Annotated in this window: 14 protein-coding genes; all 14 read right to left on the reverse strand. The window is 48.5% G+C overall.

All coding sequences use genetic code 11. The features are described 5' to 3' along the window. Positions 1–12 precede the first annotated feature (12 nt). The gene (gene dnaE / locus K9N75_RS17295) at positions 13–3,495 is read right to left on the reverse strand and encodes a DNA polymerase III subunit alpha (protein ID WP_008814503.1); all 3,483 of its coding nucleotides are present in this window, start codon (positions 3,493–3,495) and stop codon (positions 13–15) included. Positions 3,496–3,676: 181 nt separating this feature from the next. After that, positions 3,677–4,270: a ribonuclease HII gene (gene rnhB / locus K9N75_RS17300; protein ID WP_039190216.1), complete on the reverse strand. Its 594-nt coding sequence runs from the start codon at positions 4,268–4,270 to the stop codon at positions 3,677–3,679. Between the two features lie 42 nt (positions 4,271–4,312). Beyond that, the gene (gene lpxB, locus K9N75_RS17305) at positions 4,313–5,503 is read right to left on the reverse strand and encodes a lipid-A-disaccharide synthase (protein ID WP_061059633.1); all 1,191 of its coding nucleotides are present in this window, start codon (positions 5,501–5,503) and stop codon (positions 4,313–4,315) included. A 3-nt stretch (positions 5,504–5,506) separates the two neighbouring features. Next, a complete protein-coding gene (gene lpxA, locus K9N75_RS17310) occupies positions 5,507–6,295 on the reverse strand; it encodes an acyl-ACP--UDP-N-acetylglucosamine O-acyltransferase (protein WP_008814506.1) in 789 nt (262 codons plus the stop codon). Between the two features lie 3 nt (positions 6,296–6,298). Then, positions 6,299–6,754, reverse strand: coding sequence for a 3-hydroxyacyl-ACP dehydratase FabZ (fabZ, locus tag K9N75_RS17315; protein ID WP_004094325.1), 456 nt, complete (start codon positions 6,752–6,754; stop codon positions 6,299–6,301). A 281-nt stretch (positions 6,755–7,035) separates the two neighbouring features. Further along, on the reverse strand, positions 7,036–8,058 hold the full coding sequence (gene lpxD / locus K9N75_RS17320) for a UDP-3-O-(3-hydroxymyristoyl)glucosamine N-acyltransferase (RefSeq protein ID WP_008814507.1): 1,023 nt from the start codon (positions 8,056–8,058) through the stop codon (positions 7,036–7,038). Between the two features lie 3 nt (positions 8,059–8,061). Then, complete coding sequence (gene skp / locus K9N75_RS17325; RefSeq protein WP_008814508.1) at positions 8,062–8,559, reverse strand: molecular chaperone Skp; 498 nt, start codon at positions 8,557–8,559, stop codon at positions 8,062–8,064. Positions 8,560–8,733: 174 nt separating this feature from the next. Then, a complete protein-coding gene (bamA, locus tag K9N75_RS17330) occupies positions 8,734–11,121 on the reverse strand; it encodes an outer membrane protein assembly factor BamA (protein WP_008814509.1) in 2,388 nt (795 codons plus the stop codon). A 37-nt stretch (positions 11,122–11,158) separates the two neighbouring features. Beyond that, positions 11,159–12,514, reverse strand: coding sequence for a sigma E protease regulator RseP (gene rseP / locus K9N75_RS17335; protein ID WP_224451943.1), 1,356 nt, complete (start codon positions 12,512–12,514; stop codon positions 11,159–11,161). A 25-nt stretch (positions 12,515–12,539) separates the two neighbouring features. Next, the gene (gene cdsA / locus K9N75_RS17340) at positions 12,540–13,391 is read right to left on the reverse strand and encodes a phosphatidate cytidylyltransferase (protein WP_008814511.1); all 852 of its coding nucleotides are present in this window, start codon (positions 13,389–13,391) and stop codon (positions 12,540–12,542) included. A gap of 9 nt (positions 13,392–13,400) precedes the next feature. Continuing rightward, entirely contained in the window at positions 13,401–14,162 is a 762-nt protein-coding gene (gene ispU, locus K9N75_RS17345; RefSeq protein ID WP_008814512.1) for a (2E,6E)-farnesyl-diphosphate-specific ditrans,polycis-undecaprenyl-diphosphate synthase, read from the reverse strand. 276 nt (positions 14,163–14,438) lie between these two features. Then, positions 14,439–15,638 carry a 1-deoxy-D-xylulose-5-phosphate reductoisomerase gene (ispC, locus tag K9N75_RS17350; RefSeq protein WP_008814513.1) on the reverse strand — a complete coding sequence of 400 codons (1,200 nt, stop codon included), beginning with the start codon at positions 15,636–15,638 and terminating at the stop codon, positions 14,439–14,441. A gap of 168 nt (positions 15,639–15,806) precedes the next feature. Continuing rightward, on the reverse strand, positions 15,807–16,364 hold the full coding sequence (gene frr / locus K9N75_RS17355) for a ribosome recycling factor (protein WP_004094336.1): 558 nt from the start codon (positions 16,362–16,364) through the stop codon (positions 15,807–15,809). Between the two features lie 190 nt (positions 16,365–16,554). After that, positions 16,555–17,280: a UMP kinase gene (gene pyrH / locus K9N75_RS17360; protein ID WP_020303583.1), complete on the reverse strand. Its 726-nt coding sequence runs from the start codon at positions 17,278–17,280 to the stop codon at positions 16,555–16,557. Between the last annotated feature and the right edge of the window lie 129 nt (positions 17,281–17,409).

The following is a 17,409-nucleotide window of genomic DNA, read 5'->3' on the forward strand; positions in this document are numbered from 1 at the left end:
AGTATTCCTATATTAGTCAAATTCCAGTTCGACCTGTTCGTTACCCACCAGAGTACGCAGGTCAACTAGCAGGCGATCTGTCGGCGTTACCCGCCAGGCCGCGCCAAATCTTAACTTAGCGCGTGCATTATCACGTTGATAGTATAAATGCACTGGAATCGTCCCCGACCGATGTGGTTCCAACGAGTCGCGGAGACGGTTTAAAAGCTGGTCATCAATTTGCCTGTCAGTCAGCGAGATAGCAAGCCCACGCGCATATTTTTCGCGTGCTTCACTGATGTCCATTAGCTCGCGGGCGATCATTTTAAGCCCACCGCTAAAGTCATCAAAGCTGACCTGTCCGCTGGCAATCAGGATACGGTCTTTTTCCAGCAAATGTTGGTATTTATCTAACGCATCGGTAAATAGCATCACTTCGAGACGACCGGAACGGTCATCCAGTGTGCAAACGCCAATACGATTACCCCGCTTGGTGGTCATCACTCGTGCAGCTACCACGAGACCAACCGCAGTGGTCATTTTGCCCCGATCCGTCGGATGCATATCTTTTAGGCGCATGCCACCGGCGTAGCGCTCTATCTCCTTAAGGTATTGGGTGATGGGGTGTCCGGTTAGGTACAAACCTAACGTTTCACGCTCGCCATCCAATACCACCTGAGCAGGCCACGGCGCGACGCTGCTATAGGATTTCTCAACCTGTTCAGGTGCCTCTGCCAGCACACCGAACATATCCACCTGACCAATAGCCTCAGCTTTAGCGTGTTGGTCAGCGGCTTTTAATGCGTCATTAAGCGAGTTCATCAGCGCCGCGCGATGCGGCCCCAAGCGATCAAATGCGCCAGACATAATCAGCTTCTCCAGCATACGCCGGTTTAGCTTTTTGGTGTCTGTTCTGGCACACAAATCAAATAACTCTTTGAAATGTCCGCCTTCGTTACGTGCGTCGATGATCGCCTCAATCGGCCCTTCACCTACGCCTTTAATTGCACCGATACCGTAAACAATCTCACCATCATCGTTCACATGGAAGTGATACTGGCCACTATTGATATCCGGCGGAAGCACCTTCAACCCCATTCGCCAGCATTCGTCCACCAAGCCAACAACTTTTTCCGTGTTATCCATATCGGCGGTCATTACCGCTGCCATAAACTCAGCAGGATAATGTGCTTTAAGCCATAACGTTTGGTATGAAACCAAGGCATAGGCTGCGGAGTGAGATTTGTTGAATCCATAACCGGCGAATTTTTCTACCAAGTCAAAGATTTTCATCGACAGCTCACCGTCGATCCCCATCCGCTCTGCGCCCTCTTTAAACACCGAGCGCTGCTTCGCCATCTCTTCCGGCTTTTTCTTACCCATCGCACGACGCAGCATATCCGCTCCGCCCAGCGTATAGCCAGACAGCACCTGTGCGATCTGCATGACCTGTTCTTGGTACAGAATAATGCCGTAGGTCGGCTCCAGTACCGGTTTCAGCGACTCATGCTGCCACTGAACATCAGGATAAGAAACCTCTTCGCGCCCGTGCTTACGGTCAATAAAGTTATCAACCATCCCTGACTGTAAAGGTCCTGGCCGGAACAGCGCCACCAATGCGATCATATCTTCGAAGCAGTCAGGCTTCAGGCGTTTAATCAAATCTTTCATGCCGCGCGATTCAAGCTGGAATACCGCCGTGGTCTCCGAGCGTTGCAGCATGTCGAAACTTTTTTTATCGTCGAGCGGAATAGCCGCGATATCGATAGGATCTTCACCCGCTTTAGCGCGACGGGCGTTAATCATCTCCAACGCCCAGTCGATAATCGTCAGCGTGCGCAGTCCTAAGAAGTCAAACTTGACTAGGCCAGCGTACTCTACGTCGCTCTTGTCAAACTGGGTAACCGGATGATTACCTTCAGAGTCACAGTATAACGGCGCAAAATCGGTGATTTTGGTTGGCGAGATAACCACACCACCAGCATGTTTACCGGCGTTACGTGTTACCCCTTCCAGCTTACGCGCCATATCGATCAGCGCGCGAACCTCTTCATCAGCCTCGTAGATTTCAGGCAACTGGGGTTCGGCTTCAAAAGCCTTCGCCAACGTCATTCCCGGCTCTGGCGGCACCAATTTCGATATACGATCGACAAAACCGTATGGATGCCCGAGCACACGACCAACGTCGCGGATTACCGCTTTCGCCGCCATGGTTCCGAAGGTAATAATCTGCGATACCGCGTCACGGCCATACATTTCCGCCACGTGATCGATAACCCGATCTCGTTTCTCCATGCAGAAGTCGACGTCAAAGTCGGGCATGGATACACGTTCAGGGTTCAGGAATCGTTCGAACAGCAGGTCAAATTCCAGCGGATCCAAATCGGTAATTTTCAGCGCATAGGCCACCAAAGAACCCGCACCAGAACCACGACCGGGCCCAACCGGAACACCGTTATCTTTCGACCACTGGATAAACTCCATGACGATCAGGAAGTAGCCGGGGAATCCCATCTGGTTGATAACTTTTAGCTCAACGTCCAGACGTTCATCATACTCAGGGCGTCTCTTAGCGCGTACTTCCGGATCGGGGAACAAGAACTCCAGACGCTCTTCCAAACCTTCTTTGGATTTGGCAACCAAGAAGTCTTCCGTCGACATTTCACCGGTTGGGAACTGCGGTAGGAAATACTCACCTAAACGGATCGTGACATTACAGCGCTTGGCAATTTCTACGCTATTTTCCAGCGCTTCAGGAATGTCAGCAAATAGCTCACACATTTCCTCTTCGCTGCGCATATATTGCTGAGCGCTGTAGTTTTTAGGCCGTTTAGGATCGTCCAAGGTAAAACCGTCATGAATCGCCACGCGAATTTCATGTGCATCAAAATCACCGGGCTCCAAGAAGCGTACGTCGTTAGTTGCCACTACCGGCAGCTCTCTCTCCTCAGCCAGTGCTACAGCAAAATGGAGATAGCTCTCTTCATCAGGACGGCCGGTCCGGATCAGTTCGAGATAATAACTATCGGCAAAATACTGCTGATAAAAATCGACGCACTCATGCGCCAGTTGCTGATTACCACGCAGCAACATTTTACCGACGTCGCCTTGGCGACCACCGGAGAGCAAGATGAGCCCTTCGCGATATTCAACCAGCCAGTCACGGTCAATAACTGGGCCATCAGCACCGTACCCACGTTGATAGGCGTGCGAAATCAATAGAGTAAGATTTTGGTAGCCGGTATTGTTGGCTGCCAGAATAGTGAGATGAGAAAGCTCATCCCCTAACAATTCGCTTTTGACAAATACATCTGCGCCGATGATCGGTTTAATACCCGCGCCGTGCGCCGAACCATAAAATTTGACTAACCCACACATGTTAGTGTGGTCAGTAATCGCAAAGGCTGGCATACCTAGCGCAGCAACTTTCTTAACCAATGGGCCGACTTTCGCCAGCCCATCAATCATGGAATAGTCACTATGTACGCGCAGATGTATGAAACGTGGTTCAGCCATAAATCAATTACTCGTATAAAAAGCAGTTACTCATCGTGGAACACTATACCCTAAATCATTGGCGTTGCATGAAGACGTCCAGTTCATGAGCTCTTGGCAGAATAGATAATTCCGTCACGAGGAGGAACAATTTTAGTCACCACACATGCGGCTTCAAGTATGACGGATATAGAGGTTTCAATCAGATTCCAAGAACACGTTTTACCGGCCCAAAACTACGGCGATGATGCACTGTTGCGCCTAACTGGGCCAAACGCTCAAGATGAAAAGCGGTTGGATAACCTTTGTGCTGGGCAAATCCATATTCAGGAAATTGCGCATCTAAAACTTCCATTTCGCGATCGCGTGTGACCTTAGCCAAAATGGACGCCGCGCTAATCTCTGCGACCCGACTATCGCCTTTCACGACAGCTTGAGAGGCCATTGGCAGTTTAGGGCATCGGTTACCATCGATCAGTACATAATCGGGTTCAACGGATAACCCCGCGACGGCTCTTTGCATGGCAAGCATGGTCGCATGCAAAATATTTAACTCATCTATCTCATGCGGTTCCGCACGGCCTAAGCTCCAGCTCAAGGCTTTCTCAACAATTTCTTCATACAGCGCATTCCGGCGCTTTTCACTTAGCTTTTTCGAATCAGCCAAGCCAATAATCGGACGAGCGGGATCGAGAATAACCGCAGCGGTGACTACCGCACCAACCAAAGGGCCACGCCCGACCTCATCAACACCAGCAATAAACTGTGCAGATGGATAGACAAAAATGTCATTAATTAAATTGGCACTCATTGAATTACGGCCCATTGATTGACTAGCTTATTGATTGACCAATGACAGCACCGCATCGGCAGCTTGTTCATCAGCGCCACAGCGGATACTTTGATGCAATTCGAGGAAGGTCTTCTGCAAAGCTTTGGTGGATTCACCACCCTCAAGCAATGGCAGTAATGCCGCAGCCAATTTATCTGGCTGGCAGTCATGCTGTAACAACTCTTGAACCAGTTCACGGCGTGCCAGCAGATTAGGCAGAGAAACATAGTCGGTTTTCACTAAGCGCTCAGCCAGCCAAAAGGTGAAAGGCTTCATTCGATAACCCACCACCATAGGACATTTAGCTAGCATGCACTCTAACGCCGCGGTACCCGATGCCAGCAAAGCTGCATCGCTAGCGTACATCGCATTACGGGCTTGACCATCCAGCAGATGCGCAGTTAAGTCAGGTGCTACCTCAGCCTTAATGCGCTCAAACTGCTCACGGCGCTTCGCATTAACCAAAGGCACGACGATCTCTAACGCAGGATATTTCTCTCGCAAAATCATCGCTGTTTTCAAGAAGTCAGCGCTCAGCATTTCCACTTCAGCACTGCGACTTCCCGGTAACAACGCGAGGCACAAGGCATCTGGGGCTATTCCCAATGCTTGACGCGCGGCTTGCTTATCAGGGTTAAGCGGCATGGCGTCCGCCATGGTATGACCGATGAAGCGACAAGGAACATTGAATTTGTCATAAAACGCTTTTTCAAAAGGTAAAAATGCCAGCACTAAATCCGTTGCTTTACCAATTTTGAAAACACGCTTCTGGCGCCATGCCCAAACAGAAGGGCTGACATAATGAATCGTTCTAATACCGCGCTGCTTTAAACGCCCTTCTAACGTGATATTGAAATCAGGTGCATCAATACCAACGAACACATCGGGCTTTAGTTCGCTAAAGCGCTGTGTTAGCTCACGACGGATTTTTAATAGGCGAGGCAGACGTTCGAGGACTTCAACAATCCCCATCACCGCCAGCTCTTCCATTTCAAACCAAGCTTCACAGCCTTCGGCTTGCATTAAAGGTCCTGCGACGCCTACAAAGCGAGCATTAGGATGGCGGGATTTCAAGGCACGAATTAACCCCGCGCCAAGAATATCGCCGGAGGTTTCCCCGGCGACCAAACCGATTGTCAGCGGCCGCGAGTGGCGATCCGCTGGCAATGAGTCAGAGGCGTTCTGAGATAACGTCATAGCTTAGCGAATAATGCCGCGCGTAGAACGCTCAAAGAAATCAACGAACAGCTGCACAGCGGCATGCTGTTGAGCCAACTCGGCAATTTCTGGCTTAGCCTCTTCCAGTGTCTTACCACTACGATAAAGGATCTTGTACGCATTACGGATCGCGTGTAGAGACTCTTTATCGAAACCACGGCGTTTCAGCCCCTCAATATTGAGGCCAAACGGTGTAGCGTGGTTACCTTGAGCGATAACATACGGAGGCACATCTTGAGCAACGCCAGAACAGCCGCCCACCATGACATGAGCACCAATAACACAGAACTGGTGAACCGCCGTCATTCCACCGATGATGGCAAAATCGTCAACCGTAACATGACCACCTAACGTAGCGTTGTTAGCGAAGATACAACGATTGCCGATCACACAGTCATGCGCAATGTGCGCATTGATCATCAGCAAGTTATCGCTACCCACTTTCGTCAGGTTACCGCCCTGCGCAGTACCACGATGAATAGTGACGCTCTCGCGAATACGGTTACGATCGCCGATTTCTACGCGGGTTGGTTCGCCAGCATATTTCAGATCCTGATTCACTTCGCCAATAGAGGCAAACTGATAGATCTCGTTATCGCGGCCAATTTTAGTTATGCCATTGACGACGACGTGGGACTTCAGCACGGTACCTTCGCCGATTTCCACTTGGGAGCCGATATAGCAAAACGGGCCAATATGAACACCGGCTCCAATGACTGCGCCGTCTTCAACGATGGCACTTGGATGGATAAAGGCGGTTGGGTCAATCACGTATTAGGCCTCCCGGCTACGGGCACACATCATTGAAGCTTCGCAAACAATCTTACCATCAACTTTGGCAACACCGTTAAAGCGAGCTACGCCGCGGCGCTCTTTGAGGAATTCAACTTCCAGAATCATCTGGTCACCCGGTTGAACTGGGCGTTTAAAGCGAGCATCATCAATACCAGCAAAATAATAGAGCTCACCTGGTTCCAATTTACCGACGCTTTTGAATGCCAGAATACCGGTGGCCTGAGCCATCGCTTCCAGAATTAAAACACCAGGGAAAATAGGCTTACCAGGGAAGTGGCCCTGAAAGAACGGCTCGTTAAAAGTCACGTTTTTCACTGCGCGCAGGAATTTACCTTCTTCGAAATCCAGAACACGATCCACTAAGAGGAACGGAAAACGGTGCGGCAGTAACTCTAAAATCTCGGAAATATTGAGAGTATGAGTGTCAGTAGTCAAAATACTCTTCCTGTAGGAAAACTAATTGTCATCAACAACACGGCCCGCCTCACGTCAGCAAAGGACAATGATGCAGGCCGCAAATCGTTTTATCCCCGTCATACTTCGAGCTGCATTTTTGTTGGCTACGTTCACTTATCCGAATCACTTACTCGGGTAAGCTCATCGGGATTCACTCACTTGCCGCCTTCAATACAACTCGAATTATTTGGGTATATACCCAGTAAAACAGGATAAATGCCAGGAATTTGTATTCACTGACAAAGGCATAGCTTTAGTCGTTAGTCATTATTGACTTTCTTTTCCACGGCTTTCAGACGCTTATTGATTTCATCAATATTCATCACTAGAGCTGCCGTTTTACGCCAAGCCTTGTTGGGTTGCAGCGGAATACCAGAGGAATAAATGCCAGGTTCAGTGATAGGACGCATCACCATACCCATTCCAGTTACCACAGCTTTGTCGCAAATTTCCATGTGACCATTAATCACACTTGCACCGCCAATTTGGCAATAGCGACCAATCTTAAGACTGCCGGCCATGATAACACCACCAGCCACCGCTGTATTGTCGCCAATCATAACGTTATGCGCAATCTGGCATTGATTGTCGATAATTACACCGTTACCGATAATCGTATCATCTAATGCTCCACGGTCTATCGTGGTACAGGCACCGATCTCAACGCGATCGCCGATACGCACCGTGCCAAGCTGAGGGATTTTAATCCAATTACCGCGATCGTTAGCATAACCAAAACCATCAGCGCCGATAACTGTTCCTGACTGAATCAGACAATTCTCACCAATGTCAATTTGATGATAAACGCTAACGTTGGCCCATAAACGCGTGCCGGAACCAATTTTGGTAAATTTACCAACAAAACAGCCTGCACCGATGATAACGTTGTCGCCTAAAACAACGCCTTCTTCAATCACCGCATTGGCACCAACAGAAACATTGTTGCCTAGCTGAGCCGTCACATCGATCACCGCACTCGGCGCAATATCTTTTGCCGGAGCAGGGGTTGTATCCATAATCTGTGCCATCAATGCATAGGTCAGGTAAGGATTTCTTACCACCAGTGCTGCTGATGTACAGAAAGGCAGATCCGCTTCAGTCAACACCACAGCGCCTGCATTGCAAGCAGCTAATTGTTCACGGTAGCGGCTGTTAGATAAAAAAGTGATTTGGTGCGATTTTGCTGAATGCATAGAAGCAACGCCGGTGATGACGATATCGCCATCACCGTGAAGCTCTGCATTCAACTGCTGAGCAAGGTCAGCAAGTCGAATTGAAGCCATGCCTTATTTAACCTGTTTCAGCACTTGTGCAGTGATGTCATTGGAAGAATCAGCATAAGCGACAGCATTTGCATCAATAACCAGATCGTAGCCTTTGTCTTTAGCAACGGTACGAACAGCATCCTGAATGCGGCTCAACAGCTTATTACGTTCTTCAGCCTGACGGCGACGATTATCCTGCTCAAAAGCCTGTGCTTTCTGAGAGAAAGCATCACGTTGTGCCATGATGTCTTTTTCCATCTTGGTACGATCGCTGGCTTTCATTGTAGAACCGTCACGTTGCAGTTTTTGCATTTTAGACTGCAGATCACGTTCTTGGCTCTGCAGTTCAGTTGCGCGGCTCTTGAACTCATTCTCCAGTTGCTTAGCAACGGTTGCACGCTGTGGCAACTGCTGGAAGATGCTGGATACGTTAACAATTGCAATCTTATCAGCAGCTTGTACGTTAGCAGAAACCGCTAATGCCATGCCCAGACCTGCCGCATATAACCACTTTTTCAATTTAGACTCCTTACCATCACCCATATGTGTCGACGACACGTATACCGCATAGGCACCGACCCATAGTGTCTCTCACAACGTCCATTATAAAAGAACGCTCTGAGTGGAACTTATGCATTATGGTATGAGGACGTATCCCCATACCTTATACAGTAGCTTTTATAGAGTAGCTTATTACCAAGTCTTACCGATGTTAAACTGGAACTGTTCCGCTTTATCACCGTCGTATTTCTTAACTGGTTGCGCGTACGAGAATACCAATGGACCCAGTGGAGACATCCACTGCAGAGCCAGACCAGCAGAAACACGAATATTGCTTGGATCGCTATAATCTGGCTGATTAGGATAAGCGCTCTTATCCCAATTAGTATCCCAAACGGTACCGGCATCCATAAAGATTGAAGTACGCAGAGAGTTAGCATATTTCTCGCCAACGAACGGCGTTGGAGTGATCAGCTCAACACTGGCCACAGCCATCGCGTTACCGCCCACGGCATCATCATCACTCGTTTTGCTCTGATCAACAGAACCATTAGGATTCAGATAAACGGCTTTAGGACCGATGTTATTCGATTGGAAACCACGTACCGAGCTAGAACCACCGGCATAGAAGTTTTCATAGAATGGCATCTCTTTACCGCCAAGCCCGTCACCGTAACCTAAGCGAGAACGTCCCATCACGACCCAAGAACGATCATCATCCAGCGGTAGATAGCTTTGGCTATCGAAGGTGAGTTTGTAGTACTCGTTATCGGAGCCTGGAATCGTCACCTTACCGTTTAGAGAAGCCTTCGTACCCTGAGTTGGGAAGAAGCCGCGGTCAACGTTGTTGTACGTCCACCCCAGAGACCATGTGAAGTCATCTGCCGTGTAGTCAGCCTTATCCGTATCATTAGGATTCTGGCCGACAGACTTCAAGTAACGCCACATCGCAACCTGTGGCTGCATGTCAGACAGGGAGTTATGGACATAACCTAAACCAGTACGCAGCGAGTTATTTTCGTTGATTGGGAACCCTAAGGTACCATCAAGGCCATAGCTGCTGTTGGTATAGTCAGACAGATCCGCATCATCAGCTTTAAAGTCGTTATAGAAAATACGACCGCCCAAGCTGACACCATCAACCGTGAAGTACGGGTTGGTCATCGAGAGTTCAGCATAAGTCTGGTAATCGTTCTTGGTACCACTAATACCAACGGTATTACCTGTACCCAACCAGTTTTCCTGCTGAACACCGACTTGGAAGCTGACACCACTTTCAGTACCGAAACCAACACCAAAGTTGAAAGTACCGGTATTACGTTCTTTCACTTTGTAAGTCACATCGACCTGATCCGGTGCACCTGGAACGCGTTGTGTATCAACATCAACGGTTTCAAAGTAACCGGTACGGTTCAAACGTTCTTTGCCTTGATCAACTAAGTCGCTACCCAGCCACGCACCTTCCATCTGACGCATTTCACGGCGCAAAACAGAGTCTTTGCTTGTGTCATTACCGACAAACTTGATATTACGTACGTAGTAACGGTTACCCGCGTCTACGTTCATATGCAACTTAACGGTTTTATCCGCATCGTTGATTTCAGGCTGAGTCTGAACTTTAGGATAAGCATAACCATAACGACCGAGGAGTTTCTTAACGTCATCCTCCATCTTGGTCACTTTCGCACCGTTATACAGCTCGCCTGGTTCAATTGTAGTCAAGCGATTGATATCAGTACTGTATCCAGCCATATTACCGTTGACTTCAACGCCGGTCAGTTTGTACTGATCGCCTTCGGTAATGTTAATGGTGATATAGATGCCTTTCTTATCTGGCGTTAAGCTGACCTGAGTCGAATCAATATTGAAGCGAGCATAGCCACGATCCAAATAGAAACTTCTCAGTGTTTCGAGGTCGCCCGAAAGTTTTTGTTTTTGATATTTACGGTCACCAACCAAGTTCCACCAAGGAACTTCGTCGCGCAGTTGGAAACGAGCAATCAATTCTTCAGAGGTGAACGCATGGTTCCCCACGATATTGATTTGCTGAATCTGAGCGGATTTACCTTCGGTAAAGACCAGTTTCAAGTCAACACGGTTACGTGGCAGAGGGGTAACCACCGCTTTAACCGACGCACTGTATTTACCGACGCTGTAGTAGAAATCTTCCAAACCTTTTTCAATGCTGGAAAGCATTGTACGGTCCAGAGCTTCGCCTACACGCACGCCAGAAGCCTCAAGGTTCTGCTTCAGCATGTCGTCTTTTACAGACTTGTTACCCGAAAAGGTAATACTCGCGATCGTAGGACGTTCCTTAACCTGCACGATCAAGTTATCACCATCACGCAGCACCCGAACATCTTCGAAGTTGCCGGTCGCATATAATGCGCGAATAGTGTTACTGAGATCTTCATCGCTGACGGTATCGCCAACGCGAACCGGCATGTTAAGTAACGCCGCACCGACGGCGACCCGCTGCAGGCCTTCGAAATGAATATTTTTCACTACGAATCCATCTGCACCGTATACGGTTGCGCTGCCAAACAGCAGCGACGCTATGAGCAACTTTTTCATCGCCATCGTTGTTATGCGTTCTTCCTAACCTAAATCCCGTCCCTTAAAGGCGCGAGAAATCATTGAAAAGTGCAAGCCCCATCAACAACACCAGTAAAATAGAACCGATGCGGTAACTGAAGTCTTGAACTCGCTCGGAAACCGGCCCCCCTTTTAGCTTTTCAATCGCTAAGAAGAGCAAGTGACCACCATCAAGTACTGGGAGTGGGAACAGGTTAATAATTCCTAAATTGACGCTGATTAACGCCAAAAACATTAGGTAATACACTAACCCATACTCCGCTGACATCCCTGCGCCCTGCGCGATCGAAATCGGCCCACTCAGGTTATTCAGCTTTACATCACCAGTAATTAGTTTGCCTATCATAGAGACCGTAAGCTTCATCAACTGCCAAGTTTTATCACTGGCCTGATAAATCGCCATAAACGGCCCATATTGTCGAATCGTTTTATACTCTTCAGGTAATGGAATCACTTTTGGCGCAACGCCAGCAAAGCCTTCGATTTTACCTGCACCAACAGATTTACTGTCTGGTGTTAAATGCACTGATTGGGTATTTCCATTGCGCTCTATTTCCACCGCAATGCTTTCGTTAGGGCTTTCGCGAACCAGCTTAACGAAAGTTAACCAGTTTTTTAATGGCTGACCATCGACTTTAACGATCCTATCGCCGACTTGCAAACCCGCTTTCTGAGCAGCAGAGTCCTTCTGAACTTCAGCTAAAACCGGCTCAATCTGTGGCCCGCGTGGCATGATACCCAACGCAACAACCGGATCTTGCTTATCTGGCTCAAACTGCCAATGAGTTAAATCCAGAGTTTTCCGCGTCGTATTTTCGCTGCCAAACGGAGCGACTTCAACCGTCGTCTCTTTAGACCCGATTTTCCCCACCAGTGCCAAGCGAACTGCATCCCAATCAGGCGTTTCGATACCTGCAACGGACTTTAGTTCCAATCCTGGTGAAATATCTGCCTGAGCAGCGACAGATTGGGGAACAATCTCACCAATAACCGGACGAACACTAGGGACTCCGATGACAAAAACTAACCAGTAAGCGACGATGGCAAATAGGAAGTTAGCAATAGGCCCTGCGCTCACGATCGCTGCTCGCTGCCAAACCGTTTTATTATTAAACGCTTGGTGGCGATACTCTGGGGCAACAGTCTCTACCCGCTCATCGAGCATCTTGACATAGCCACCAAGTGGGATCAGCGCAACTACGTACTCGGTTCCACTGCGGTCAATGCGTCGCCATAAAGCTTTACCAAAGCCAATAGAAAAGCGTTCTACTTTCACCCCACAGCGACGAGCGACCCAGAAATGGCCGAATTCATGAACCGTGATCAACACCCCAAGCGCCACTAAAAACGCAATCAGGCTCCAGAGTATATTGGTCATTGGCAAGCTCCCTGTCTCAAGCGGACTAGTAAAACACTAACAGCATAAGACATGCAAACACTGGTACTGCCGCAGTCAAACTATCAATACGATCCAGAACACCGCCATGTCCAGGGATCAGATGGCCACTATCTTTAATACCGGCCTCGCGTTTGAACATGCTTTCAGTCAAATCGCCTAACACCGACACTAATGCGGCCACAATTGAACAAATCAGTAGGGTTTTGGGATTTATGGAGAGCGGTGCATACAAACCAAATCCCCAGGAAATAAGCGCTGAGGTGATCAAACCACCAATAAAACCTTCCCATGTTTTGCCTGGGGAAACTTTTGGTGCCAGCTTATTTTTGCCAAATAGCTTGCCGAACATGTAAGCACCAGAGTCTGCGCCCCACACAAGGAACATGACATACAGCAACCACCATGCCCCTTGGTAGTGATCGGTTTCATAACCATGCTGGCGTAGCGCAATCATTCCCCAAAAGAACGGGATAATCGTCGCAGCGCCAAAAATAATTTTCAGCACGCGTGAATGCTTCCACCAGCCTGCAGATTTTGGATAGAACAACACGAGTAACAGCGCAACAATCCACCAGACAACGGCTGTCCATAGCGAACCGGCTATGAGCGGAAGATGCACGCTACGGTTGAATTCAGGCAGGCTAAGCAGCATTGCAGCCAGTACTAAGCCACAGATCACCGCCCCCCAGATACGCTGCGAGTTTGTCGTAAACCCAGCAAGTTGTCCCCACTCCCAAGCGGCCAGCATACATATGACTAAAGTCACTATCGCAAAACCAACGGGAGGTAATAAAAACAGCGCCGCAATGACAATTGGCACCAAAATTAAAGCGGTTATAATGCGAGACTTCAGCAAGAGATCCCCCTATGGCGCATCAGGTGCGTTGATAGGTGTAGTTCCTCCGAAGCGGCGCTCGCGTTGTGCAAATGCATTAAGTGCACCTTCAAAGGTAAGTTCATCAAAATCAGGCCACAGCACGTCCGTAAAATAAAACTCGGAATATGCAATTTGCCACAGCAAAAAGTTGCTGACCCGATGCTCTCCACCGGTCCGAATGACGAGGTCAACCGGAGCCAGATCGTGTAAGCAAACTTGCTGGCTTAACAAGTCTTCAGTGATATCGTCAGGCTGAAGAACTCCGGCCTTAACTTGAGCAGCCAACGTTTTCACGCCCTGCATGATATCCCATCGCCCACCATAATTAGCGGCAATATTTAACGTTAGCCCATCATTATTTTCAGTTAATTGCTCAGAACGACGAATGCGTTCCTGTAAGCGAGAGCTAAAGCGACCAATATCACCGATAATTTTCAGACGCACATTGTGCTTATGCAAGCTTTTCACTTCACCGTCTAATGCACGAATGAACAACTCCATTAGAGCGCTCACTTCATGCTCAGGGCGGTTCCAGTTTTCACTGCTAAACGCATACAACGTTAACGCCTTGATGCCATGGCTAACGGCGAAACGTACGGAACGACGTACCGATTTCACCCCAGCTTTATGACCAAATACACGCATTTTGCCCTGACGCTTCGCCCAACGTCCATTGCCGTCCATAATGATAGCGACGTGCTGTGGACCACAGACTATCCCGTCAGTCATTGGTGATTGAGTGGAAGACATACGTGTAATCAATTCCTCAAAAGCATGGTGCTAAAGTAAGGCTCATCTGCAAGCTCAACCTAGCCCACGCGACATCAATTGCACAAACTGAACCGAGTATTAAACAACCAAGTGTTTCATGCGCAAAAAAGCCGTGTACAAGTCACGGCTAACCAATAAATCAGCAGCAAAATCAAAATACTTAACAGACTAAACATCTCGACCCGCTGAAAGTCGCCGCAAACTATATCATTTCACCCGAAAGGCCACAAACTACCTACACAGTGAATAGCTGATCTATATCCGAAAGTTTGCACACAATCTGCCAGCAACCTCTCGAGCTTGGCGATCAATATCCAAAACCTCCGCCACACTTTGTGGCTCACGGCAAGATAACGTCGACAATACATCTTGGTTCAGCGCCGCAATGTCAGTGAAGCGAATTTTTTCATGCAAAAACGCGTCAACGGAGATTTCGTTCGCAGCGTTTAGCGCCGTCGTCGCCGCCTGTCCTGCACGTGACGCATCAATTGCTAGTTGGAGACAAGGATAGCGCACCCTATCAGGTTGCTCGAATGTTAATGCACCAATTTTACAGAAATCGAGAGGTTCAACACCCGTTTCAACACGGTTTGGGTAAGCCATCGCATGGGCAATCGGAGTGCGCATATCAGGAGAACCTAACTGCGCGATCACGCTACCATCGCGGTAACGAACCATCGAATGAATTACAGATTGGGGATGGATGATCACTTCCATCTCTGATTCAGAGGCGTTAAACAACCAACGAGCCTCAATATATTCCAAGCCTTTATTCATCATGGTTGCTGAATCGACAGATATTTTTCGTCCCATCGACCAATTGGGGTGTGCGCAGGCTTGATCTGGAGTAACGGCTGCAAAGTCCTTCAGCGGTAACTGACGGAATGGGCCACCAGATCCGGTAAGAACGATACGTGAAATACCGTGATCGCTTAACGAAGCAAAGCCAAGATTGTGCTGTACCCCTTCAGGCAGGCTTTGGAAAATAGCATTATGCTCGCTATCGATAGGTAAAAGCTGAGCCTTACTCTGCTTCAACGCATCCATAAACAACCGACCGCAGGTTACCAAGGCTTCTTTATTAGCAAGCAGAACCTGCTTGTTTGCTTTGATAGCAGCCAACGTCGGCATCAGACCGGCAGCCCCCACAATGGCAGCCATGACCTGATCGACATCATCCAGAGCGGCTAGATCGCACGCAGCTTGTTCGCCAGCGCTAACCTCAATATCCCCTAACCCTGCATCGATAAGACGCAGACGGAGAGCCTGAGCAGCATTTTCGTCAGCCATCGATACGTAGCGCGGAGCAAACTCGACGCACTGCTGGAACATGACATCAACATTTTTACCCGCTACCAGCGCGGTAACGCTAAAATCATCGGGATTTGCTCGCACTACAGCCAACGTGCTAGTGCCAATAGAACCGGTAGAACCAAGAATAGTCAGTTGCTTCATGAGGGTCTTCTGAATAACTGTTTAGAACAGGAGATACATCAGTCTGAAACGAAGGTCGCGGCTTGTCTATGAGAATTAGCCCGTCTTCAGCAATAGTCTGGTATTTCCCGGGTAGCCAAAAAAACAAAAGCGCCGCCGGAGCGACGCTTTTTTCAAGCCAGAGCAGAATTAAACTTCCATCAACTCTTTTTCTTTGTCAGCTAACGCGGAATCGATCTTTTTGATCATCACGTCAGTCATTTTCTGCACTTCGTCCTGAGATTTGCGATCTTCGTCTTCGCTGATTTCTTTATCTTTCAGCAGAACTTTGACTTTATCGTTAGCGTCACGACGTACGTTACGTACAGATACGCGGCCCTGCTCTGCTTCAGCGCGAACCAATTTAATCAGGTCCTTACGGCGCTCTTCAGTCAGTGCTGGCAATGGCACACGAATAACTGCACCCGCTGACATTGGGTTCAGGCCCAAATCAGATGCCATAATCGCTTTCTCTACTGCAGCAGACAGAGAACGGTCGAACACCGTAATGGCCAATGTGCGAGAGTCTTCAGCGACAACGTTAGCAACCTGACGTAGAGGTGTCGCAGAACCATAATATTCTACAGAGATGCCATCCAGCAGGTTCGGATGAGCACGACCGGTGCGGATTTTACTGATGTTTGATTTAAATGCTTCAACACATTTATCCATGCGCGTTTCAGCATCTTTTTTGATTTCGTTAATCACGTTGCGAACCCTTGAAAACGGTTAATTAAACTGACGCTTCATCGTGAGAAACGTCGATATATTTTCAATCCAGCGTAACTGGCAAGAAAGTCCTGCACAATGCTCACGACAGTAAAACCGCCAGAGAGCCTTATAAACCGAACCTTCCTCGTTCGTAGAGCGCCGTTATGCTGCTAAAAAGTCACACCGATTATTTAGAAATCAGCGTACCTTCTTTCTCACCCATGACGACGCGACGCAAAGCTCCCGGCTTATTCATGTTAAATACACGAATCGGCAGGTTATGGTCACGAGCCAGAGTGAAAGCTGCCAAATCCATGACTTTCAGTTCTTTTTCCAAGACATCCTGATAGGTCATCTGATCAAACAGCGTTGCGTCTGGGTTAGTTACCGGATCGGCTGAGTATACGCCATCAACTTTTGTCGCTTTCAGTACAACGTCAGCTTCAATTTCAATGCCACGCAGGCAAGCAGCAGAGTCAGTTGTAAAGAATGGATTTCCCGTACCGGCAGAGAATATGACCACGCGGTTGTTACGCAACAGACTGATAGCTTCAGCCCAGCTGTAGTTGTCACAAACGCCATTCAGCGGAATTGCAGACATCAGACGCGCGTTAACATAGGCACGATGCAGCGCATCACGCATTGCCAAACCGTTCATCACCGTTGCCAACATCCCCATGTGGTCGCCAACAACGCGATTCATACCCGCCTGAGCCAAACCGGCACCACGGAACAGATTACCGCCGCCGATCACAACACCGACTTGAATTCCTAATTCGACCAGCTCTTTCACTTCCTGAGCCATACGATCCAGTACGCTTGCATCGATGCCAAAACCTTCTGCACCTTGCAGGGCCTCACCGCTAAGCTTGAGCAGGATACGCTGATATACGGGTTTGGAGTTGGTTGCCATGGTGTTCTGTCCTAAGAAGCAGTCAATAAATTGTCGGAGGTATTTCAATGCACGGTCGTAACCGATCATTGGGATACATTCTAATGCTGGCTGGATACTTACTAGTGTAAACCTTTCTACATTGAACTT

The organism is Hafnia paralvei (assembly GCF_020150375.1).
In the GTDB taxonomy this organism is placed as follows: domain Bacteria; phylum Pseudomonadota; class Gammaproteobacteria; order Enterobacterales; family Enterobacteriaceae; genus Hafnia; species Hafnia paralvei.